Origin of the sequence: Microbispora sp. H13382 (assembly GCF_014161445.1) — a bacterium.
Lineage (GTDB): Bacteria > Actinomycetota > Actinomycetes > Streptosporangiales > Streptosporangiaceae > Microbispora.
Window position 1 is genome coordinate 753,930 of record NZ_JABBXA010000002.1, and the last position, 21,485, is coordinate 775,414.

The window sequence follows — 21,485 nt, forward strand, 5'->3', positions numbered from 1 at the left end:
GCCGCCGGCACGGGCGGCCCCTCCTCAGGTCAGGGCGGGCGGCATGCCGTCCTCGGCGTCGGCCGCCTCGACCTCCTCGCGGGAGATGCCGAGCAGGTAGAGGATCGAGTCGAGGTACGGCACGTTGACCGCGGTGTCGGCGGCCTGCCGCACGATCGGCTTGGCGTTGAAGGCGATGCCGAGCCCGGCGGCGGCGAACATGTCGAGGTCGTTCGCGCCGTCGCCGATCGCGACGGTCTGGCTCAGCGGGATGCCCGCCTCGGCGGCGAAGCGCTCCAGCGCGCGGGCCTTGCCCGGCCGGTCCACGATCTCGCCGACCACCCGGCCGGTGAGCCGGCCGTCCACGACCTCCAGGGTGTTGGCGGCCGAGTAGTCGATGCCGAGGTCGGCCACGAGGGAGTCGGTGATCTGGGTGAAGCCGCCGCTGACGATCGCAAAGCGGTAGTCCAGCCGCTTGAGGGTGCGCACCAGCGTGCGCGCGCCGGGGGTGAGGACGACCTCCTTGACGACCTTCTCGAAGACCTCCTCCGACAGCCCCTCGAGCAGCGCGACCCGCCTGACCAGCGACTCGGCGAAGTCGAGCTCGCCCCGCATGGCCTCGTCGGTGACCCGGGCGACCTCGTCGAGGCAGCCGGCGTGCCGCGCCAGCAGCTCGATGACCTCGTTCTGGATCAGGGTCGAGTCGACGTCCATCACGATGAGGCGCTTGGCGCGGCGGTGCAGGCCGGTGCGCTGCACGGCGACGTCCACCTGCTGGGCCGCCGCCTCGGCGGCGAGTTCCGCCCGCATCGCCTGGGGGTCGGCGCCGGACACGGCGAGCTCGATGCACGTCACCGGATAGCTCGACAGCCGTTCGATCCTGTCGATGTTGGCGCCGCTCGCCGCGATGCGGCCGGCGATCCCGGCCATGGCGGCGGGCAGCAGCGGCGCGCCCAGGACGGTGACGTGCAGCCGTCCGCGCCGTCGCTTCTCTTTGGAGGTCGTGCCGGTGGCGATCTCCAGGTCCATGTCGAGGTCGGCGGCGACCTGCTCGACGGCCGTCCACAGGCCGCCGATGGTGCTTCCGGTGCCGGACGGCGGTCCCCCGGCGTAGGCGACGAGTACGCCCAAAGTGAGGCGGCCACGGATGACGACCTGCTCCACGTCGGCCACGACGACCGGGAACCCGGCCAGCACGGCGAACAGCCGCGAGGTGACGCCCGGGCGATCAGGACCGGTCAGCGTGATCAGGAGCGTGCGCTGGTTCACGTTGTTTGAGGTTACTGCGCCGCTTGTCATGAGCGCGCACGAGGTTCACGATGCGGACGCCTTCATGCCCCCGCCCTGAGGGACCGCTGTCATTTCCGCATGTCGTCATGGTGGTGGGCCGCGGAGCGGGCCGGGAGAGACGGGACGCCTCACCGTGGCCGGCACCCCCGAGGAAGGACGCGACGCGCATGACGATCTCTCTGCAGTCCCAGCACTCCCTTGGCTCCGGCCGCTACACCGTCGGGCTCGCGGAGAGCGCCGCCGACCTGCGTGCCGCCCAGCGCCTGCGGTACGAGGTGTTCGCCGAGGAGATGGGGGCACGGCTCGACTCCCCGCTTAACGGGCTCGACGTCGAGCCGCTCGACGCGTACTGCGACCACCTCCTCGTCCGCGAGGGGGACACGGTGGTCGGCACCTACCGCCTGCTGCCGCCCCGCCGCAGCGACCGGCTCTACTCCGACTCCGAGTTCGACCTCGGCGCGCTGGAGGGCCTGCGCGGCGACCTGGTCGAGGCCGGGCGCACGTGCGTGCACCCGGACCACCGCGGCGGGACGGTCGTCGCCCTGATGTGGGCCGGGATCGCCCAGTACATGACCAGCCGCGGGCACGCCTGGCTGGCGGGCTGCTGCTCGGTGCCCCTGGACGACGGCGGCGTGACCGCGGCCGGGATCGTCGACCGGGTGCCGCTGGGGCCCGAGGAGCGCCGCGTGACGCCGCACACGCCCTGGCGCGACGCGGGGGTGCCGCGTTCCGACCGGTTCGTGCTGCCGCCGCTGCTGCGCGGCTACCTGCGTCTCGGCGCGTGGGTCTGCGGCGCCCCCGCGCACGATCCGGCGTTCGGCACCGCCGACTTCTTCGTGCTGCTCTCGGTGGCCGACGCCGACCCCCGCTACCTGCGGCGCTTCCTGGGACAGGCGCGGTGAGCGCCGTCACGCACCAGCCGGCGGCCTCCTCCGCCTGGCTGCCGGTCTCTCCCTGCGCGCCCGGCGCCTGCCTGCGCGCGCAGGCGCGTACGGCCGGCCCCCTGCGCCGGGCCGCCCGCCTGACGGGCGCGGTCGCCGTGCTGATCGCCGGCCTGCCGATCGCGCTCACGCTGGGGCGTACGGCACGGCGTGGGGCGGCCACCATGCTGTGGTCGCGGCTGCTGCTGCGGGCCCTCGGCGTGCGGCTCGTGACGCGCCGGGGGTTCTCCTTCATCGGGGGGTCGGCGCGGGCGCGGGCCGTGCCCGAGGAGGACGGGCCCGCCCTGCTCGTCGGCAACCACGTCTCCTGGCTCGATCCCCTGGTCATCACGGCGACCGTCGCCTGCCGCCCGCTGGCCAAGGCCGAGGTGGGCAGGTGGCCGATCGTCCGCACGCTCGCCGCCGGGGGCGGCGCGCTGTTCATCGACAGGGACAGGATGTCCGCCCTGCCGGGGGTCGTCGCGGACATGACCGCCGCGCTGCGGAGCGGCGAGAGCGTGGCCGCGTTCCCGGAGGGCACCACGTGGTGCGGACGGGAGATGGGCGGCTTCCGGCCCGCGGTGTTCCAGGCCGCGCTCGACGCGGGGGTGCCCGTACGGCCGGTGGCGCTGCGGTTCGTGGAGGGGACGGGCGACCGCGCGGCCCTGTCCACCCGGCCGTCGTACGTCGGGGACGACACGCTGCTCGCGTCCGTCCTGCGGATCGTCGCGACCAGGGACCTCGTCGCGGAGGTGACGCTCTTCCCCGCCGTACGGCTCGACCGTCCGGCCGTGTACGGCGAGCGCGCCCGCCGGGGGGAGGCACGTGCGGCGCTGGCGCGCATCGCCGAGGCTCAGGTCAGGACCGGGCTCACGGAACCGGAGGGGCAGGCCCTGGCGGCCTGAGACGGCAGGAGCGGCCCCCGGAAACGGCTCGCGCCCGACTGGCGAGGCCCGGAAAAGGCTCGCGCCCGCCCGGCGAGGCCGGACGGGCGCCATGGACAGGGGACTTTCCGCGTCGCGCGGGGGCTCAGCGGGTGATCGAGCTCTTCGTCTTCACCCAGCCGATGCTGTCGCCGAACTCGCTGAGCAGTTCCTTCGGGTCGGTGGTCAGCGACGTGTCGGTGACCGCCCCGCCGAAGTAACCGTAGAGCTTGCCGCTGGCCGACCCGCTCACCTGGGCCTTCGCCCAGAACGTGTAGCTCCTGCCCTTCTTCAGACCGGGCAGCACGCACAGCGCGCGGGTCCGCTCCCGCGTGCAGTGCTCGTTGTAGTTGGTGCCGCGCGGGACGTAGATCCGGGTCTTGGTGACGTTCTTGGGGAACTTGACCGCAAGGAAGATCTCGTCGGTTCTCGTCTTGAGCTTGTTGACGAGCGTGACCTTGAAGGACACCACGCGTCCGCGACGGACGCTGTAGGGATAGCTGACCTGGATGCGGACGGGCGCCGACGCCGCCTTGGCCGAGGCGGACGCCGTGGACGCCGTGGACGCCGTGGACGCGGTGACCGCGGTGGTCGCGGTGGACGCGGCGGAGGCGGGCAGGCCGGAGGCGACCAGCGCGCCCGCGGCCAGTGGCACGGCCAGCAGCGCGGTCGGCTTGCCGATGGGGGTACGCATGCGGAAAGCCTTGACGATCGAGATCACGGTTCGATCACGCATCACAGGATGAGATGGCTGTCGCCGAACTCGTGCCAGAGGTAGCCCTCGTCGATCGCCGCTTCGTACGCGCGGGCAAGGACGCCGGTCCCGGTGATCGCCGACAGCATCATCAGATGGCTGGAGCGGGGCTCGTGCAGGCCCGTGACCAGGCCGTCCACCGCTCGCACGCCTCCCTCCGGCGTGACGACGTGAGAGGTCCAGCCCGTCGCCGCCCGCACCGTTCCCGGGACGGCGGCGTCGAGGGCGGCGGTCTCCAGAGCCCGTACGACGGTCGTGCCGACGGCGATCACCCGGCCCCCGTGCTCGCGGGTGATGTTCACCTGCCGTGCCGTCCGCGGGGAGACCGAGAACCACTCGGGATAGGGCGGTTCGTCCTTCTCGGGAGACGCGACCCCGGTGTGCAGCGTGATCGGCGCGACGCCGATCCCCCGGCTGACCAGCGCGGTGACGAGTTCCGGGGTGAACGGCCGGCCCGCGCTGGGCATCTCCGCGCTGCCCGGCTCGACCCCGAAGACCGTCTGGTAGTCGGCGAGCGGCCAGTCGCGCCCCACGTAGCCGTACCGGATGGGCACGCCGTGCGCGGCGAGGTAGGAGAGCACGTCGCGGTCCAGCCGGGCGCGCCACAGGCGCGGCGTCTCCTGCGCCAGCAGGCGCAGCGTGGCGCCTCCCGGCAACGGCAGCCACTCTCCGGGCGCGGCGCCGGAGTAGGGCTCCGTCGCCGTCGCCGTACGGCGGCGCAGCTCGACCAGCCACTCGCCGGACGCGAGCCGGCCGGAGAAGTGGACGGCGAGCCGGTCCAGCCGCACCGCCGCGGGCAGGGTGGCGGAGTTGTTGACCACCAGCAGGTCGCCGGGGGACAGCAGCGACGGCAGGTCGGCGAAGACGTGGTGGGTGGCCTCGCCGGTGTCGCGGCGGGACACCAGCAGCCTGACCTCGTCGCGGCGCAGCCCGCGGGCCTCCGGTGGCTCGTGCGCCTCCAGCGGCGCCGTCAGTGCGAACTCGAACGATCCCCCCGGCCCGTACGGCCGGATTCCACCGGGGAGGGCTTCGGTCCGTGCGGGCGCCGGGCCGGCCTCGCCCGCCGGGCCGGGGCCGGCGGTCGCGGGGGAATCGGCCCGGCTCCGGGCGGCGGCGTGAGGACCGGGGCCGGCCTCGTCCCGGCGGGCGGCGTGAGGACCGGCGTCGTCCCGGCGGACGACGTGGGGGCCGGGGGTGGTCATTGCAGCTCTCCCCGGGTGAAGCGGCCGGGCGCGGGGCGGTCGCGCACGAGGCGCAGCAGCGCCGGGACCACGCTCTCGGGCGGCGGCGCGGCCCCGGCCTCCTCCGGGCCGACGGCGTCGGCCAGCATGCGGGTGCGCATCTCGCCGGGATCCACCCACCAGACCGCGACGTCGGGCTCCTCGGCGGCGAGGACGTTGGAGACCTGGTCGAGAGCGGCCTTGGTCGCGCCGTAGCCGCCCCAGCCCTCGTACGCCTCGACGGCGGCGTCGGACGAGACGTTGAGGATCGCGCCCCGCCGCTTGCGCAGCGCGGGCAGCGTCGCCTGCGCCAGCGCGAGCGGCGCGATCACGTTGGTCTCGAACAGCGCGCGCAGCGCGTCCAGCGGGTAGTCGGCGAGCCTGGGCATCGGGGCGGGCCCGAGCCCGCTGGCGTTGTTGACCAGGAGGTCGAGCTCGGGCACGGCCTCGGCGAGCCTGGCCACGTGCGCCGGGTCGGCGACGTCACCCGGGAAGGCCCGGGCGCCGAGGTCGAAGGCCGCGGACATCAGGTCCTCCTCGCCCCGGGCGGTGAGCAGGAGCGACCAGCCGTCGGCGGCGAGCGCCTTGGCGAGAGCGAGTCCCAGCCCGCGGGACGCTCCGGTGATGAGTGCGTGCTTCATGCGCTTCACGCTAGAAATCGGCACGTCAGGCGCACATCGGACGCAGGTCCGGCCGCCGCTCGGCATTTGGGACTAGGACCCGCGGCCGACGCGGGACGCCCGATTCGCGGCCTAGTCTGTGTCCGTGCCCCAGCCCGCCGACCCCGCTGCCGACCCTGCCGCCAGCCCTGCCGCCGGCCCTGCTGCCGTGTCCGCACGGGACCGCGACGCGGTGCTGCACGCGGTCAGCTCGGCCGTGCTCGCCGTCACCCGGCACCTGTCGGTCCGGGAGGTCCTCCAGGTGATCGTGCGGTCGGCGGCGCGGCTGCTCGACGCGAAGTACGCCGCGCTCGGCGTGCCCGACGACGACGGCGCGTTCGCCGAGTTCGTGGCCGAGGGCATCTCCGACGAGCAGTGGAAGGCCATCGGCCCGACCCCGCGCCAGCACGGCATGCTGGGCGCGATGCTGCGTGAGGGGGCACCGGTCCGGCTGGCCGACATCCGCAAGGACCCCAGGTTCGAGTGGTGGCCGAAGGCCCATCCGATCCTCAAGGAGTTCCTGGGCGTGCCGATCATGGACGGCGGCACGGTCCTCGGGATCATCTTCCTGTCCAACAAGCGGACGCCCGGCGGGTTCGGCGAGGCCGACGAGGAACTGCTGACGTTGTTCGCGGCGCACGCCGCCATCGCGATCATCAATGCCCGGCTCTACGAGCGGGGGCGCGAGCTCACGGTGATCGAGGAACGCACCCGCATGGCCCGCGAACTGCACGACGCCGTCAGCCAGAAGCTGTTCTCGCTGCGGCTGACCGCGCGGGCCGCCGCCGCGCTCGCCCGTACGGACCCCGAGCGGGCGGCCGAGGCGATCGACCGGGTCGAGCGGATGGCGGGAGAGGCCCTGACCGAGCTGCGCGCGGTGATCGTGGAGCTGCGCCCGCCCGAGCTGGACCGGCACGGCCTGGTGGAGAGCCTGCGCAAGCAGGTGGCCCTCCTCGACCGCCTGCACCCCATGACGGTCGCCTTCACGGCCGAGGGCGAGCCGCCCGGCGACTCCGGCTCCGATTCGGCGCCGGAGATCGAGGTCGCCGTGCTCCGGGTCGCCCAGGAGGCGCTGCACAACGCCGTACGGCACGCCCGGGCCGCCCGCATCGACGTACGGCTCGCGCACGAGGAGGCCGGGCTCGTGCTGGAGGTGAGCGACGACGGCGCGGGGTTCGACAGCACCGGGCTCGACGGTGCGGGAGTGCACGGCCTCGGTCTGCCGTCCATGAGCGACCGGGCGCAGGCCGTCGGCGGCAGGTTGTCGGTCTCCTCCGCGCCCGGCCGCGGCACGACCGTACGACTGGAGGTGCCCGCGTGATCCGCGTGCTCATCGCCGACGACCACCCCGTCGTACGGCAGGGCCTGCGCACGTTCCTGGAGATCCAGGAGGACATCAGCGTCGTGGGGGAGGCGGCCGACGGCGCCGAGGCCGTGACGATGACCGGCGAGCTCGCCCCCGACGTCCTGCTGCTCGACCTGAAGATGCCGGTGCTCGACGGCCTCGGCGCGCTCACGGAGCTGTCCGGCCGGGACGTGCGCGTGATCGTCCTCACGTCGGTGAGCGACCGCGGCGACGTGGCCCCCGCCATGCGGGCGGGCGCGGCCGGCTTCCTCTACAAGGACGTGGACCCCGGCGCCCTCGTCCAGGCGATCCGCGCCGTGCACGGCGGGCAGGTCCTGCTCGCACCGGAGGCCGCCGAGGCGATGCTGTCCGGCCCGGGCCGCGAGCAGAGCGGGGCGGCGGTCGCGCTGACCGACCGGGAGCGTGAGGTGCTGCGGCTGCTCGCCGCGGGCCGCTCGAACCGCGAGATCGCCCGCGAGCTGGTGGTGGCGGAGAAGACCGTCAAGACCCACGTCTCCAACGTGCTCATGAAGCTCGGCGTGCAGGACCGCACGCAGGCCGCGCTCTACGCCGTACGCCACGGCTTCGCCTGAGCGTGCGCCGGCTCACCCGGCTCACCCGGCTCAGCCGGCCAGCCGGGCGCCGCGCCGCCAGACGGCCCGGATGTTCAGGGTGTCGCCGATGTCGGTGGTGGGGTCGCCGTCGACGAGGAGAAGGTCGGCGCGCAGCCCCGGGGCGATGCGCCCGCGGTCGTCCAGCCGGAACCGCCGCGCGGTGGCGGCGGTCGCCGCGTTGAGCGCCGCGGACGGGGTGAGACCGGCGCGCACGAGATACCGCAGTTCGTGGTGCACGCTCGCGCCGTGGGCCAGCCCGCCGAGGAACGGCACGGGGATGGAGGTGTCGGTGCCGGCGAGGACGTCGACACCGGCCTCGTGCAGGGCCGCGACGGACGCCAGCACGTCGTCGAGCCTGCCCTGCGGGTAGCGGTCGAAGCTGCCGCGCAGTGTCTTGTCCCAGCGGTCGTCGAGACGGCCGCGCACCCGCGGGTCGTCGGCCAGTTCCTCGCCCGTCATTCCCATCAGCGAGGCGTTCAGGCAGACGCACGCGACGACGAAGGCGCCGGAGTCGGCGATCATCCGGATGATCTCGGGAGTGTGCGGGCGGTCCATGAACAGGTGGGCGAGGCCGTCCACGCCCGCCTCGATGGCCATGCGGGTGGCGTCGACGGTGAGGGCGTGGGCGATGGCGAGCATCCCGTGCCGGTGGGCCTCGGCGACGCCGGCGTTCAGTGTCGCCTGGTCGAGCATGGGCAGGCCCGGGTGTCCTTCGACGGTCCCGTCGTCGACCATGAACTTGATGTAGTCCGAGCCGGAGGCCACGAGGCGGGGGATCCAGGCCACCGCCTCCTCGGGGGTGGTCACCTGCGGCATCGGGGGAGGGCCCGCCTGCCGCCGGTCACCCGGCCCGCCGTTGCGCGTGGAGGCCCGGCGGCCGCCTTCGACGAAGGGGCGGATGTCGAAGTCCTCGGGGAACAGTTCGCTGGGATGCCCGCCCGGGGGTGTGAGACCGAAGCCGGCGGACCGGACGTCGGCGAGCGTGTCGTCGTTCTCGATGTGGGCGCGGCCGTGCCGGGTGTGCCCGCCCTGCATCTCGAGTTCCGTCGTCACACCGAACGTCAGGGCGAGCGCGAGGGAGTCCTCGCTGGTGTGGACGTGGGCGTCGATCAGGCCGGGGAGAAGGGTCGCCCCGGTGGCGTCGACGACCTCGGCGTCGGAGGGCGTGTCCCCGCCCACGGCGAGGATCCGTCCGTCGCCGACGAGCACCCCCGCCCGGCCGATCGGCCTCTCGCCGTCGAACACCCGGGCGTTGGCGATGACTGTTCTCTTCATGGTGGGGTCCAGCCTGTCGGGCCGATGCATAGGGCCCTATGTAAACATTTGCATAGGTGCCTATGCAACTGGCGCCGTACGGTGTCGGTAGCCTTCTGCACGGGCGCCGACGGGGGTCCCGCGTGGGACGCCGTCGTGTCCCATGCCGGACGGCCGGTCGAGCGGGAAAGAGGCGCCGATGGAGGGCGAGGGGGAGCGGTGGTCCCCGGAGCGCTATGTGGCGTTCTGGATCAACCACTCGTCGAGGAAGGTGATCCGCCTCCATGAGCTTCGGCTGCGTCCCCTGGGGCTGAGCATGGCCAACGCCGCCGTGCTCCTGATGCTGGCCGAGGGCGGCCCGCTGTCGCAGAAGGACCTGATCCGGCTGGCGCGGGTCGAACAGCCGACGATGGCCGAGATGCTGTCACGGATGGAGCGCGATGGCCTGGTGTGCCGGCAGCGCAATCCCCGCGACCGGCGGGGCAGCCTTTTCTCCGTCACCGACATGGCGCGGGGCCATCTCGATCTGGTGCGCGAGGCGCTGCTGCAGGGAGAACGGGACGTGCTGGCCGGTCTCACGGAGGAGGAGGCGGAGCAGCTGATCCGGCTGCTCCGGCGCGTGGCCGACAACGTGGACCGCGCGGCCGCTCCGCTCCAGCCGCCCCGATAGCCGCCGCCCGCGGCCGCCGACCCGCCGGCCCGGGCCGCGCCCATGCCGGCGCGTACGGTGACCGTCGTGCCTGGCCGTCCGCGAGGCGATCGCGAAGCGGTGAGCACGATCCGGGCGTGGGGGTCAGACCTGGGACTCGACGACGGCGTTGTGGGCGGCCACCCGGGCCCGGCGTACGGCCCGGTCGAGGTCGCGCAGGGCCTGGCCGCGGGCGCCGACCTGCCCCGAGGTGAGCCCCCGCTCGTCGGCGAGGCGGAGCGCGAGCGACAGCCGGGAGGCGAGGGCGCCGACCCGATGGGCCCTGCCCGGGTAGCCGGGCGCGAGGGCCTCGCCGGCGCGGTCGAGGGCATCCGGCGCGGGGAAACCCTGCGCGGGCCCGCCCACGCCCAGCAGCGCCTCCGTGGCGGCCATCATGGTGGTCCGCAGCGCCTGCTCCGCCTCGGCCAGCGACGGCACGTCGGGTGGGGCGGCCGACGTCTCGGTCACCGTCCAGCGGACCCCGGAGTACGACGAGCCACGCCGGTCGTCGGACGGCACGAGGCCGAGGCACCGACCGGACAGGACGGCCACGGCGGCCTGGCCCGCGTCGATGGCGGCGCCGTTGAAGACGGGCGGGCCGGTGAGCCCGAGCGGGTCGCCGGGAACGGGCAGGGCCAGCCGGAACGCGCGGAGCCCCTCGATCCGCCGGTCCACGAGGAAGGCCAGCAACGGAGTCTCGACGCTGTCCGCCGCCACCACCTGCGGCCCGGCCTCGCGCTCGACGCGGTCGAGGGCGTCCTCCAGGCTCACGTGTCCCCCCAGCCAGGCGTTGCCCCAGGCGACGAGCGTGGCGGAGATCGGTGAATCGGTGCGCACCCGATCCACGATATGTGGTCGGACTGCCATAGTTTTATCTCAGCGAACCACGGAGGGGGACCACATGGGCGGTCAGGTGCTTCAGCTTCAGGACGTGGCCGTCCGCAGGGACGGTGCCGCCCTGCTGCGCGGCATCGACTGGAGCGTCAGGGAGGACGAGCGCTGGGTGGTGATCGGGCCCAACGGCGCGGGGAAGACGACGTTGCTTCAGGTGGCCGCATCGCTGCTGTTCCCGTCCGAGGGCTCGGTCGAGATCCTCGGCGAGCGGCTCGGCCAGGCGGACGTGTTCGACCTGCGGCCCCGGATCGGCCTGGCCAGCGCGGCCCTGTCGGAGCGCATCCCGCCGGACGAGAAGGTCATCGACCTGGTGCTCACCGCGTCGTACGCGATCCTCGGCCGGTGGACGGAGGAGTACGACTCCCACGACGTCACCCGGGCGGTCGAGCTGATCGACCAGCTCGGCTGCGCCCACCTGATCCGGCGGCGCTTCGCGACGCTGTCGGAGGGCGAGCGCAAGCGGGTGCAGATCGCCCGGGCGCTCATGCCGGACCCCGAGCTGCTCCTGCTCGACGAGCCCGCCGCCGGGCTCGACGTGGCGGGCCGCGAGGATCTGGTACGCCGACTCGGCGCGCTGGCCACGGACCCGAAGTCCCCCACGATGGTGCTGGTCACCCACCACGTCGAGGAGATCCCGCCCGGGTTCACCCACGTGCTGCTGCTCAAGCACGGCTCGGTGGTCGCCCAGGGGCCGATCGACTCGGTCATGACGCCGGAGAACCTGTCCGCGACGTTCGGTGTGCGGTTGCACCTCGACCGCGGCCAGGAGGGCCGCTGGTACGCCCGTCCCCTCTGACCTCCTCGCGGAACCCGCCGCCTACCCTTGGCGGATAGCCGTACGAGGGAGTAGTGCGAGTGACGCCGTGGGAGGCGGCCGCGGTCTTCGCGGCCGGTGTCGGGGCCGGGGCCATCAACGCCGTCGTGGGATCGGGATCGCTCATCACGTTCCCCACGATGCTGGCCGTGGGCTTCCCGCCGATCGTCGCTAACGTGTCCAACAACGTCGGGCTCGTCCCCGGCGGCGTGACCGGGGTGCTCGGCTACCGCGCCGAGCTCAAGGGTCAGCGCGAGCGGCTGCTGCGGCTCGGCGTCGCGTCGGTGATCGGTTCGTTCGCCGGCGGCCTGCTCCTGTTGTGGCTGCCCGCGGAGGCGTTCAAGGTCATCGTCCCGGTGCTCATCGCGGTCGCCTGCCTCCTCGTGGTGTTCCAGCCGAGGATCAACGAGTGGCTCGCCGTACGGCGCAGGCCGCACCCCCACGGCGGGCCGTGGCTGTGGCTGGGCGTGCTCGGCGCCGGCATGTACGGCGGCTACTTCGGCGCCGCCCAGGGGATCGTGCTGATCGGCCTGCTCGGCAGCTTCCTCGACGAGGACCTGCAACGGGTGAACGCGGCCAAGAACCTGCTGTCGCTGCTGGTGAACGGCACCGCGGCGGTGCTGTTCACGTTCATCGCGCCGGTGGACTGGGCCGCCGTGCTGATGGTCGCGCTCGGCTCGGCCGTCGGCGGATTCCTCGGCGCCCGGGTGGGCCGTCGGCTGCCCGCGCCCTTGCTGCGGGGATTCATTGTTGTCGTCGGTGTCGTGGCGATAGTGAAGCTGGTGTCCTGAAAGGGTATGTCTGCCCTTGTGAAGGGCGACCGGGTGGAGATCGTCATCGATGCGGGGGGAACCCCGCGCACCTACGAGGTGGTCGCGACCAGGGCGGGCCGCCGGATCGAGATCACGACGGGCCGTGGAGTGGTCGAGGTCACCGAGGTCACGCGGGCGGGCACTCCCGTCCGCACCGCGAGGTTCATGTCCAACCGCGTCCTGGCGCTGGTGGAACATCCCGCCGACGACCGCGGCCCGGACACCGGCTGAGCCGCGTCCGGGCATGGTTGGGCATGGTCGGCGCACGGTCGGCGCGGTGCGGGGTGAGTGGCGCGAAGTCAGTGGCGCACGGTCACTCCGCGGGGCGGACCTGGATGACGCCGTCCTGCCGCAGCCGGGTCTGGAAGGCGGGCTGGCGCGACGTCGCGGGACCGTGCATGACCCGGCCGTCGGAGATGCGGAAGGCGCTGCCGTGCCATGGGCAGACGATGCAGGCCTCGCCCTCCTCCATCGCGACCCGGCCCTGGTGGAGGGGACCGGCGAGGTGGGAGCAGTTGTCCGCGAGCACGCTCACGTCGTCGCCGAGGCGCAGCACGAACAGGTCGATGTAGCCGAGCCGCCGCCGGACCGGCCGTCCGTTGGGCAGGTCCTTGAGTGCGCACAGGTCGTGCCAGCCGAGCGGCATCAGGTGGCTGACCGACTCCGCGTGGTTGGCCCCGGCCGCCTGGCGGTAGGACATGTGGCTGCCGAGGTGCGCGCCCGCCGAGGCCGCCGCGAGGCCCGCGTATCCCAGGGTGCGCCCGGCCCGTTCGCGTCCGCTCAACCGTAAGAGGAGAGAGCCGGCGTAACAGAGCGCCGCCGTGGCGTTGGTCATCGCGTGCACGAAACCCACGCGCTGCTGCTCCCGGTGGAGCGTGGACCAGTCGGTGAGCCCCGCCGCCACCGTGGGGACGGCGCTGGCCAGTCCCGCGAGGATCAGCGTCCGCGCCGCGCGTGGGCCGCTCTTGGTCATGTCCACCACACTGGCCGACAGCAGACAGCCGAAGGTCGTCACGGCGAGCGCCGGGTGCAGCGGGTGTCCCATGGGCACGCCGTGCAGGACGTCCCGCAGCTTGCCGGGGCCGAGTCTGCGGCGGACCTTCTTCGAGATGACGGCGATCGGCCGGTCGAGCGCGGTAGCCCGCTCGAGCCCGTCGAGGAGCTCCGCCGAAGGGACCCTCCGTGCCGTCTTGCCCGCACGCGGCCTGGTCGTCTCTTCCATGTTCGCCCCCTAACACGGGATCACGTACCCCCGCGTCACGGGTGTGAACATGGACAGGCATGAGACGGTATGTGCGAGTTTCGGGCTGAAGAGCGTGCGGCGGCCCTCGGCGTCGTCACCCCGATCAGGGCGCCAGATGACCCTGGGCGACCGAGGCGGCGACCAGCCCCGCGGCGTACTCGCCGAGCGTGGGCGACCCTTCCTCGATGAGCCGCACCTTCTCCATGACCTGGGCGGCCGTCACCTTGAAGAGAGACCAGGTGCCACCGTCGTTGTGGTGGTTCGCGATGATCGGAGCGAGCCGGTCGAGCGCCCTGGCGAACCTCGCCTCCGGTGTGCGCCGCTCCTCGAACTCGTCCCACAGCGTCCGCAGCCGCGTCCCCTGGTCCTCCGGGAGCAGCCCGAAGATGCGATCGGCCGCCGCGCGTTCGAGGGCGGCCTGCCCCTCGACGGCGGCGGGGTCGTAGATGAAGGTGTCACCGGCGTCGATCTCCACGATGTCGTGGACGAGCAGCATCGCGACCACTTTGGACATGTCGGTGCCCGGGGGCGCGTGCTCCGCCAGGGTCATCGCCATCATGGCCAGATGCCATGAGTGCTCCGCGTCGTTCTCCCGGCGCGAGCCGTCGATCAGCGAGTTCCGGCGGATGACGCGCTTCAGCTTGTCGATCTCCATGTGGAAGGCGAGCTGAGACTGCAGCCGTTCGTGGATGAGCGCGGTCGTCACCCGCGCAAGCCTAACCGGTCACGATCACCTTCCGCCTGATTCACGGGCGCGTGCCGCGCGGACGCGTCGGCGGCCGCTCCGTGAGCGCCGGCGGCGCGTCAGACGGTGAACAGGCGGCCGACCTCCTCCAGTTCGCGTACGAGGTCGAAGCGGGGGTCGCGGTAGTGCCGGGCGCCGAAGCCGGTGCGGCTGACGGTCCACCTCAGTTCGCGTGCCCACCTGTCCTGGTCGGCGCACAGTGCCAGGTCGGCCATCGTCATCCGGCTTCTGATCAGCGATAACCAGGCGGCACCGGGGGGATTCATGGAGCCCTCCTTTCGGACGGGTGCCAAGTGGAGATCTCGTCGTTCTCCGAATTCGTCGTACGGAGGGCGCGGCCCCTTCGCGGGAACGGCCCATCGGGTGATCGCTGTTCAGCAGACGCGAGCGCCGGCGACGCCGGCCGGATGTCGAAATCCCACTGGCCCGGATGCCTCCCGTTGTCACGCGCATCCGAAGCGGCCGGCGCCCCTCGCCGGGCGCGTGCCCCGGATGGGGAATCGGGTCTCGGAGTATTTCGCCGGCGATCGCCGGCGCCCCCACAATCCGGAAGACCCTTCCCGTATCGATCGTGGCTCAGGACGCATTCCCCTGCAATACTTGACGAAAAGAATTCCGCAAGAATCTTGTGCGGATGCGCTGCAAATCACGGTGCAACTTGCACGAGCGGGCGTTGTAATCTTCGGACAGGGCGCCCCTCACCCGTGCGCCCGATCCGCCAGGACGCGCCCACCATCCGTGCGTCCACCGGAACACCGGAATACCGGACTTACCGGACTTACCGGATGAAGGAGGTCGGCAGGGGATGCCCGAGCACGGCAGTCCCACCGTCCGCCGACGGCGCCTGGGGCAGGAACTACGCCGGTTGCGTGAGCGCGCCGATCTGACGGGCGACCAGGTCGCCGCCCGGCTCGGCTGGTCGGCAGCGAAGATCAGCAGAATAGAGACGGCGCGGACCTCGCCAAGAACGGCCGACGTTGAAGCGCTACTCGTGATCTACATGGTAGATTCCGGCCAACGCCAAGAGCTTCTCGCCCTGCACCGGGACGCGACCCGGAAGGGCTGGTGGGAGGATTACCGCGACTCCCTGCCCAAGGAATACACGACGTTCCTTGGCCTGGAGGCCGAAGCCACGACGGCACGCGACTGGGAACCCCAGGTGGTGCCGGGCCTGTTCCAGACAGAGGCCTACGTCCGAGCCATGATGGAGAGCGGACAGCGGAGCACCCTTGAGGCGCCGGGCAACGTCCGCAGCCGGATCGAGGTCCGGATGGCGCGCCAGCAGGCGGTTCTCAGGGCGGAGAGCCCGCTGGCCATCTCGGCCGTCTTGGAGGAGTCGGTCCTGCTGCGCCGGTTCGGTGACCACGAGGTGATGCGGGAACAGCTCAGGCGGCTGGTCGAGGTGTCGGAACTGCCGAACGTCGAGTTGCGGATCCTTCCGCTCGACGCGGACCACCCGATCAACACCGGGGCGTTCTGCCACCTCAAGCTGCCGGAGTTCCACGACGTGGTGTATTTGGAAGCGCTTCTGGGCGGGCGTCTGGTCGAGGACGAGGCGATCGTCTACCGGTACGAGGTGGCATTCGACTATCTGGAGACGAAGGCCCTCGATGTGGACGAATCCCGCCGGTTCTTGGAGAAAACTGTCCGTCACTGGCGATAGCCAGCTCTAGACCGCCCCGGAGACCCGCGCGACATGATTTCCGGGGGGAGAAAAACATTGTCCATGAACTCGATTGACCTGTCCGGTGCCGCCTGGTGGAAGAGCAGCCGGAGCTCTAACAACTGCCAGTGCGTCGAAGTCGCCGTTCTCCCCGACGGCCATGTGGGTGTTCGCGACAGCAAGAACCAGGACGGTCCCGCCCTCGTCTTCACCTCCGCGGAATGGGACGCGTTCATCGGCGGCGTGAAGGACGGCGAGTTCGACCTTTAGTCCTCGGGCCTGGCCGGCCATCTCGGCGGCCAGGCTTGCCTTTCCCGGCGCTGCTCTCACGCGTAACGCGAAGGCGTTCGACCTCGTCGGGAGGGGCGGATACGCGCGTACGGCCCGCGCCGGGAAGGCGCGAGCCGTACGCGAGGGGAAGGGGGTCAGGCGACGCCGAGCCCCTGGGCGACGCGCTGGCCGAGATCCTTGTGGACGTTGGTCCAGTACTCGACCACGCGCTTCTTCATGTCGGCGGTGACCTCGGGAGCCGAGGCGTGGCCGACGATGTTGCCCACCATGTGGTCGCGGTCGACGTCCGAGAGCACGTTCTCCCACAGCGCGCGCGGCTGGACGAAGTCGTCGTCGTCGCGGTGCCTGACATAGGCGCTCCGGACGATCTCACCGGCGATCTGGTAGTTCTCGCCCCGGTAGAGCGAGGGGTCGGCGGCCGGGCCGCCGAAGGAGTTCGGCGCGTACAGCGGGTCGCTCGGGCTGGCGAACGCCATCGCGCCGTCCTTGTTGTAGCTGTGGACGGGCGACTTGGGACGGTTCACCGGGAGCTGCAGGTAGTTGGCGCCGATGCGGTAGCGGTGGGTGTCCGGGTAGGAGAACAGCCGGCCCTGGAGCATCTTGTCCGGGGACGCGGCGATGCCCGGCACCAGGTTGGCGGGTTCGAAAGCGGCCTGCTCGATCTCCGCGAAGTAGTTCTCCGGGTTGCGGTTCAGCACGAACCGGCCGATCGTGATCTCCGGGTAGTCGGAGTGCGGCCAGACCTTGGTCAGGTCGAACGGGTTGAACCGGTAGTCCGCCGCGTCCTCGAACGGCATGATCTGGACGTTGACCTTCCACGCCGGGTGGTCGCCGTTCTTGATCGCCGTGTGGAGGTCGCGGATGTGGAAGTCCGGATCCTCCGCCGTCAGCGCCTTGGCCTCGGCGTCGGTGAAGTTCTCGATGCCCTGCTCGGTCTTGAAGTGGTACTTGACCCAGAACTTCTCGCCCGCGGCGTTGTACCAGAGGAAGGTGTGCGAGCCGAAGCCGTGCATGTGCCGCCAGGTGCGCGGCGTGCCCCGGTCGGTCATGAGGAACGACACCTGGTGGGCCGACTCCGGCGACAGCGTCCAGAAGTCCCACTGCATGTTGTGGTCGTGCAGGTGGTTGTCGGCGCGGCGCTTCTGGGTGTGGATGAAGTCGGAGAACTTCGAGGGGTCGCGGATGAAGAAGATCGGTGTGTTGTTGCCGACGAGGTCGTAGTTGCCGTCCTCGGTGTAGAACTTGAGCGCGAAGCCGCGGGGGTCGCGCGCCGTGTCGGCGCTGCCCAGCTCGCCGGCCACCGTGGAGAACCGCAGGAGCAGCTCGGTCTCCCCGCCCTTCTGGAACAGCGTGGCCTTGGTGTACTGGCTGACGTCCTCGGTGATCTTCAGCACGCCGTACGCGCCGCCGCCCTTGGCGTGCACCACGCGCTCGGGGACCCGCTCCCGGTTGAAGTGGGCCATCTTCTGGATCAGGTAGTGGTCCTGCAGCAGCAGAGGGCCGTTGGGGCCGACGGACAGCGAGAACTCGTCACTGGGGGCCGGGATCCCGGCGTCATCGGTGGTGATGGGCCTGTCGGTCATGGGGCTGTCCTCCGGGGTCGCTTTCATCGGGGCCATTCGAGAACGGCCACTTCTGTTGCGGTCACTTCTGCTGCGGTCATTTCGGCAACGGAGAGCAGGGACACGAGAGCTCAGACGTGAGCGGAGTCGGGCCGGGCGTCGCCGGCCTCGGCCCGGCACGGCGGGCACAGACCCCAGTAGATGACATCCGCCTCGTCCACCAGGTAACCGGCGTCCGACGCCGGCTCCAGGCACGGCGCGTGCCCCACCGCGCAGTCGACGTCCCTGACTCGTCCGCATTGGCGGCAGACGAGGTGGTGGTGGTTGTCGCCCACCCGCGCCTCGTACCGCGTCGGGCTGCCCGCGGGCTCGATGCGGCGGAGCAGTCCGCCGCGCTGCAACGCGTTCAGCGAGTCGTAGACGGCTTGCAGGGACACCTGCCCGACGCGTGCGCACACACCGCGATGGATGGCGTCCACGTCGAGGTGGTCGCCGTCGCTCACGGTCTGCATGATCGCCAGCCGGGCGGCGGTCACCCGCAGTCCGGCCTCGCGAAGGCGCCCGGCAGCGTCCACAGCCCCCACGCTAGCAGCAAAGTTGAATGACTCAAGTAAAGGAAGTATCCCAGTTACTTGCCCCACGATCTCCCATGGGTTCCCCGGATGTCGGCGGAAGATGGCATGCTCAGGTGCCGTGAGACGTCAGCCCCTCGCCCTGTCCCTGCTCGCACTCCTCGCGGCTCCCCTCCTCGTCGCGGGATGCAGCCCGGCCGAGAGCGAGCCCGTCCCCGAAGCGTCGCAACCGGAGACGGAGACCTCCACGCCATCTCCCAAACCGCCGCAGCGGCGGCCCTTCACCATCTCCTTCGCCGGCGACGTGCACTTCGAGGGGGTCCTGCGCAACCGGCTCAACGCCGACCCGCGTACGGCGCTCGGCCCGATCGCCGCCGTCCTGCGCAGGTCCAACCTCACGGCGCTCAACCTCGAGACGGCCATCACCACCGGCGGCACGCCCGCGCCGGGCAAGCAGTTCACCTTCCGGGCCCCGGCCACGGCGTTCACCGCGCTCAAGGCCGCCGGGGTGGACGTCGTCACGATGGCCAACAACCACGGCATGGACTACATGGAGAGCGGCCTGGCCGACACGCTCAAGGCGATCAAGTCCTCGAAGTTCCCCGTCATCGGCATCGGCGCGAACGAGACCGAGGCATACCGGCCCTACCGCAGGACGGTCAACGGCAACCGGGTGTCGATCATCGGCGCCACCCAGGTGCTCGACTCGCAGTTCATCCAGTCCTGGACGGCCGCCGGCGACAAGGGCGGGCTCGCCTCCGCCAAGAACGAGCCCCGCCTCGTCCGGGCCGTACGGCAGGCCCGCAAGAACTCCGACACCGTCATCGTGTTCCTGCACTGGGGCACGGAGCTGGTCAAGTGCCCGACACCGGTGCAGCGGAGCCTGGCGGACAAGCTCGTGGCCGCGGGGGCCGACGTGATCGTGGGCAGCCACGCGCACATCCTGCTGGGCGGCGGCTACTCCGGTCAGGCGTACGTGCAGTACGGCCTCGGCAACTTCGCCTTCTACAACTGGGGCCCGGACACCGGGGCGACCGGCGTGCTCACTTTGACGATCAACGGCAGGAAGGTGCTCAAGGACCAGTGGACCCCTGCCCGGATCAACGGCGGTGTGCCGATTCCCGCGACGGGCGGCGCCAAGCAGCAGGCACTCGGCGCCTACCGCGCGCTGCGCGGCTGCACCGGTCTGTCGGCGGCGCCTGCCGACTCCTGACGGCTGAGTCACCGGATTCTTGCCGCATTTCAGACGACTGGCCGATTAGCGCTGACCGTCGCGCGTGAAACAGGCAAGATGGGTGGGTGTCCAGCCGGTTCGTGAGGGAAGCAGGCGGTCCCGCCGTCGCCGTCGAGCACTGTGTCGTCGAGCACCGTGTCGTCGAGCACTGTGACGTCGTCGAGCAACGGAGCCGTGAGGGTGGTGAGGGGATGTCGCCGCGCTCGTCGCATCCCGATGAGCCGCTGCGGCGGCGTCCTTCGCAGCGTCGCAGTGCCCGCAGAGTGGAGCGGATGCTCGACGCCTGCGCCGAGTTGCTCGACGAGGGCGGGTACGACGCGCTGACGACCACCAGGGTGGCCGAGCGGGCCGGGGTGGCCATCGGTTCGGTCTACCAGTTCTTCCCCGACAAGCGGGCGCTCAGCCAGGCCCTGACCCGGCGCAACGTCGAGTCGTTCGTGGCGCGGGTCGGGCGCCGGTTCATGGTCGAGGACTACGCCGGCTGGTGGGAGGCCGTCGACGCCGTCATCGACGAGTACGTCGAGATGCACCGCAGCGTGCCCGGATTCCGCTCGCTGCACTTCGGCGAGGTCTTCGATCTCGGCCTCCTCGACTCCGTGGCCGACAACAACACCGTGATCGCCGGGCGGCTCCGCGCGCTTCTCCTCGCCGAATTCGGACTGGCGGACAGTGAAGAATTGGACCGTGCCATTCCCGTCGCCGTGGAGGCAGGGGACGCGGTGCTGAAGCTCGCCTTCCGGCACGACCCGAACGGCGACCCGGGAATCGTGGCCGAAGCCAAGCAACTGGTCCGCGGATACCTGTCCCGCCAGCTCGCCTCCGCCGTCTCGCGACGCGGGTGACGCCACGCGCGGGCGCGGCGCCGTCCGGCTCGGGGACTCAGTCGCGGGAATGGCGCGGCTCGGCCGGTGCCTGGGGGCCGGGTACGCCGCGGGGGACGTCGATCGAGGGCCACAGTCCCGGCGAGCCGCCCTGCACGTAGGCGGTGTTCTGCCACGACCTGGTGTGGGTGCGCGGCGGTATCGTCAGCTCCCGCTGGTCGTCCTCGTCCGTCTGGCTCGGCTGCCCCTTCTCCGTCTTGTCGGTACGGCACCCCAGCGCCGCCGCGGGCTCCATCCTGAGTTCCATCATCTGCAGCTTGGCCTGCAGCCGGGCCAGCTCGGCGCGGGCATGGTCGAGCGCCTCGTACTGCGCCGTGACGAAGCCGGCGAAACCCGGAACCACGGCGGCGAGCACCGTTGTGGAGGCGAGAGTCAGTATCACCCGCTTGGACATGCTGTAGCGCTCCTCGCCGAGCTTCGATTGGCACAGGCAGGGTGCGATATGCCCGACTATCTGCCGAGAAAAGCGCATAGTAGCCAAACGTGTACTAATTGTTGCTTCGGCAATGCCTGATGTTGCCCTGCGAAAACAGGCCGGGATCGGTAGCCTCGGCACTGTGGCACATGTGACAAATGAGCAGGTGGATCGACTGCTCGAACAGGCCCTGCTGCTCGATGACCACGGTGCCCTCGCCCGCCGCCTCGACGCGCTGGCCCAGGGGTACGAGTCCGGAGAGATGTCGAGGGCGGCGATCCTCGTGCTCGCCGCGGAGGAGTGGCGCCAGGCCGGTCAGCCCGCCACCGCCCTCGACCGCTACCAGAGCGCCATGGAGGACGGCGGGGAGGTGCCGGTGGACCCGCGTGCCGGGATCGCCGACACGCTGTTCGAGCTCGACCGGCCGGAGGAGGCCAGAGCCGTCATCGCCGTGATCCGGGCGGGTGGCTGTAGCCCGGCCACCGCGCTGACCGTGGCCGAGACGCTCGTGGCGTACGGCGACCTCGACGCGGCGCACGAGTGGGCCACCGACGGGATCCGGGCCTGTGGGGGCGCGGGATCGGGCATTCGCGACTCCCTGCTGCGCACCCGCTACCGCATCCGGGTCGACCTCGGCCTGCCCGAGGACGACCTCGACGCCCTCCTCGACGTCTCCCGCTGAGCCCCTCGGCACCATGCGAAAAGGGGCCGTG

The 21,485-nt window shown here is 71.5% G+C and carries 25 protein-coding genes; 13 read left to right on the forward strand and 12 right to left on the reverse strand.

Translation table 11 applies throughout. The features are described 5' to 3' along the window. Positions 1-24 precede the first annotated feature (24 nt). The gene (gene serB, locus HHX41_RS07425; RefSeq protein WP_310741819.1) at positions 25-1,248 is read right to left on the reverse strand and encodes a phosphoserine phosphatase SerB; all 1,224 of its coding nucleotides are present in this window, start codon (positions 1,246-1,248) and stop codon (positions 25-27) included. A gap of 188 nt (positions 1,249-1,436) precedes the next feature. Here serB and HHX41_RS07430 point away from each other — a divergent pair, with 188 nt between their 5' ends. Together HHX41_RS07430 and HHX41_RS07435 are read left to right on the forward strand one after the other, a co-directional pair. Beyond that, on the forward strand, positions 1,437-2,171 hold the full coding sequence (locus tag HHX41_RS07430; protein WP_182905303.1) for a GNAT family N-acetyltransferase: 735 nt from the start codon (positions 1,437-1,439) through the stop codon (positions 2,169-2,171). Beyond that, positions 2,168-3,094 carry a lysophospholipid acyltransferase family protein gene (locus HHX41_RS07435; RefSeq protein WP_220503776.1) on the forward strand — a complete coding sequence of 309 codons (927 nt, stop codon included), beginning with the start codon at positions 2,168-2,170 and terminating at the stop codon, positions 3,092-3,094. Before HHX41_RS07430 ends, HHX41_RS07435 begins: the two co-directional genes overlap by 4 nt. A 124-nt stretch (positions 3,095-3,218) precedes the next feature. On the opposite strand, the gene HHX41_RS07440 is transcribed toward HHX41_RS07435, so the two are convergent. The 3 genes from HHX41_RS07440 to HHX41_RS07450 are packed head-to-tail and all read right to left on the reverse strand — an operon-like array spanning position 3,219 to position 5,727. Then, complete coding sequence (locus HHX41_RS07440) at positions 3,219-3,848, reverse strand: alpha-2-macroglobulin family protein (RefSeq protein WP_182905304.1); 630 nt, start codon at positions 3,846-3,848, stop codon at positions 3,219-3,221. Then, entirely contained in the window at positions 3,848-5,068 is a 1,221-nt protein-coding gene (locus HHX41_RS07445; RefSeq protein WP_182905305.1) for an S-adenosylmethionine:tRNA ribosyltransferase-isomerase, read from the reverse strand. The genes HHX41_RS07440 and HHX41_RS07445 overlap by 1 nt, the downstream gene beginning before the upstream one ends. Further along, entirely contained in the window at positions 5,065-5,727 is a 663-nt protein-coding gene (locus HHX41_RS07450) for an SDR family oxidoreductase (protein WP_169980869.1), read from the reverse strand. The genes HHX41_RS07445 and HHX41_RS07450 overlap by 4 nt, the downstream gene beginning before the upstream one ends. A 124-nt stretch (positions 5,728-5,851) precedes the next feature. Here HHX41_RS07450 and HHX41_RS07455 point away from each other — a divergent pair, with 124 nt between their 5' ends. Next, positions 5,852-7,066, forward strand: coding sequence for a GAF domain-containing sensor histidine kinase (locus HHX41_RS07455; protein WP_310741820.1), 1,215 nt, complete (start codon positions 5,852-5,854; stop codon positions 7,064-7,066). Continuing rightward, the gene (locus HHX41_RS07460; RefSeq protein WP_310741821.1) at positions 7,063-7,683 is read left to right on the forward strand and encodes a response regulator transcription factor; all 621 of its coding nucleotides are present in this window, start codon (positions 7,063-7,065) and stop codon (positions 7,681-7,683) included. Before HHX41_RS07455 ends, HHX41_RS07460 begins: the two co-directional genes overlap by 4 nt. Before the next feature lie 30 nt (positions 7,684-7,713). On the opposite strand, the gene HHX41_RS07465 is transcribed toward HHX41_RS07460, so the two are convergent. Then, positions 7,714-8,979 (reverse strand): amidohydrolase family protein, encoded by a 1,266-nt coding sequence (locus HHX41_RS07465; protein ID WP_182905306.1) that lies wholly within the window; start codon positions 8,977-8,979, stop codon positions 7,714-7,716. A gap of 178 nt (positions 8,980-9,157) precedes the next feature. On the opposite strand from HHX41_RS07465, the gene HHX41_RS07470 reads away from it, so the two are divergent. Then, positions 9,158-9,628, forward strand: a complete 471-nt coding sequence (locus HHX41_RS07470) for a MarR family winged helix-turn-helix transcriptional regulator (RefSeq protein ID WP_169980875.1) — start codon at positions 9,158-9,160, stop codon at positions 9,626-9,628. 123 nt (positions 9,629-9,751) lie between these two features. Here HHX41_RS07470 and HHX41_RS07475 read toward each other — a convergent pair whose 3' ends face one another. Beyond that, a complete protein-coding gene (locus HHX41_RS07475) occupies positions 9,752-10,483 on the reverse strand; it encodes a hypothetical protein (RefSeq protein ID WP_310741822.1) in 732 nt (243 codons plus the stop codon). A 64-nt stretch (positions 10,484-10,547) separates the two neighbouring features. Here HHX41_RS07475 and HHX41_RS07480 point away from each other — a divergent pair, with 64 nt between their 5' ends. The 3 genes from HHX41_RS07480 to HHX41_RS07490 are packed head-to-tail and all read left to right on the forward strand — an operon-like array spanning position 10,548 to position 12,397. After that, entirely contained in the window at positions 10,548-11,336 is a 789-nt protein-coding gene (locus HHX41_RS07480; protein ID WP_169980879.1) for an ABC transporter ATP-binding protein, read from the forward strand. A 59-nt stretch (positions 11,337-11,395) separates the two neighbouring features. After that, on the forward strand, positions 11,396-12,145 hold the full coding sequence (locus HHX41_RS07485; RefSeq protein ID WP_169980881.1) for a sulfite exporter TauE/SafE family protein: 750 nt from the start codon (positions 11,396-11,398) through the stop codon (positions 12,143-12,145). A gap of 6 nt (positions 12,146-12,151) precedes the next feature. Further along, entirely contained in the window at positions 12,152-12,397 is a 246-nt protein-coding gene (locus tag HHX41_RS07490) for a hypothetical protein (RefSeq protein WP_205830246.1), read from the forward strand. A gap of 82 nt (positions 12,398-12,479) precedes the next feature. Here the strand turns inward: HHX41_RS07490 and HHX41_RS07495 are convergent, their stop codons facing one another. From HHX41_RS07495 to HHX41_RS07505, 3 genes are all read right to left on the reverse strand, one after another. Then, positions 12,480-13,388 (reverse strand): Rieske (2Fe-2S) protein, encoded by a 909-nt coding sequence (locus HHX41_RS07495; protein ID WP_169980883.1) that lies wholly within the window; start codon positions 13,386-13,388, stop codon positions 12,480-12,482. 124 nt (positions 13,389-13,512) lie between these two features. Beyond that, positions 13,513-14,064, reverse strand: a complete 552-nt coding sequence (locus HHX41_RS07500) for an HD family hydrolase (RefSeq protein WP_182905378.1) — start codon at positions 14,062-14,064, stop codon at positions 13,513-13,515. 149 nt (positions 14,065-14,213) lie between these two features. Beyond that, positions 14,214-14,420, reverse strand: a complete 207-nt coding sequence (locus tag HHX41_RS07505) for a hypothetical protein (RefSeq protein ID WP_169980885.1) — start codon at positions 14,418-14,420, stop codon at positions 14,214-14,216. Between the two features lie 539 nt (positions 14,421-14,959). On the opposite strand from HHX41_RS07505, the gene HHX41_RS07510 reads away from it, so the two are divergent. Both HHX41_RS07510 and HHX41_RS07515 read left to right on the forward strand, forming a co-directional pair. Continuing rightward, positions 14,960-15,817, forward strand: a complete 858-nt coding sequence (locus tag HHX41_RS07510; protein ID WP_182905307.1) for a helix-turn-helix transcriptional regulator — start codon at positions 14,960-14,962, stop codon at positions 15,815-15,817. 63 nt (positions 15,818-15,880) lie between these two features. Then, positions 15,881-16,087, forward strand: a complete 207-nt coding sequence (locus HHX41_RS07515; RefSeq protein WP_030506801.1) for a DUF397 domain-containing protein — start codon at positions 15,881-15,883, stop codon at positions 16,085-16,087. A 155-nt stretch (positions 16,088-16,242) separates the two neighbouring features. On the opposite strand, the gene HHX41_RS07520 is transcribed toward HHX41_RS07515, so the two are convergent. Then, positions 16,243-17,691 carry a catalase gene (locus tag HHX41_RS07520; protein ID WP_182905308.1) on the reverse strand — a complete coding sequence of 483 codons (1,449 nt, stop codon included), beginning with the start codon at positions 17,689-17,691 and terminating at the stop codon, positions 16,243-16,245. A 110-nt stretch (positions 17,692-17,801) separates the two neighbouring features. Then, the gene (locus HHX41_RS07525; protein WP_182905309.1) at positions 17,802-18,254 is read right to left on the reverse strand and encodes a Fur family transcriptional regulator; all 453 of its coding nucleotides are present in this window, start codon (positions 18,252-18,254) and stop codon (positions 17,802-17,804) included. Positions 18,255-18,363: 109 nt separating this feature from the next. On the opposite strand from HHX41_RS07525, the gene HHX41_RS07530 reads away from it, so the two are divergent. Both HHX41_RS07530 and HHX41_RS07535 read left to right on the forward strand, forming a co-directional pair. Beyond that, the gene (locus tag HHX41_RS07530; protein ID WP_310741824.1) at positions 18,364-19,455 is read left to right on the forward strand and encodes a CapA family protein; all 1,092 of its coding nucleotides are present in this window, start codon (positions 18,364-18,366) and stop codon (positions 19,453-19,455) included. A gap of 212 nt (positions 19,456-19,667) precedes the next feature. After that, positions 19,668-20,318, forward strand: a complete 651-nt coding sequence (locus tag HHX41_RS07535; protein ID WP_169981498.1) for a TetR family transcriptional regulator — start codon at positions 19,668-19,670, stop codon at positions 20,316-20,318. Between the two features lie 37 nt (positions 20,319-20,355). Here HHX41_RS07535 and HHX41_RS07540 read toward each other — a convergent pair whose 3' ends face one another. Beyond that, complete coding sequence (locus HHX41_RS07540) at positions 20,356-20,751, reverse strand: hypothetical protein (RefSeq protein ID WP_182905311.1); 396 nt, start codon at positions 20,749-20,751, stop codon at positions 20,356-20,358. 172 nt (positions 20,752-20,923) lie between these two features. Between HHX41_RS07540 and HHX41_RS07545 the strand changes: the two genes are divergently transcribed. Further along, positions 20,924-21,454 (forward strand): hypothetical protein, encoded by a 531-nt coding sequence (locus HHX41_RS07545; RefSeq protein ID WP_169981500.1) that lies wholly within the window; start codon positions 20,924-20,926, stop codon positions 21,452-21,454. The last annotated feature ends 31 nt before the right edge of the window (positions 21,455-21,485 follow it).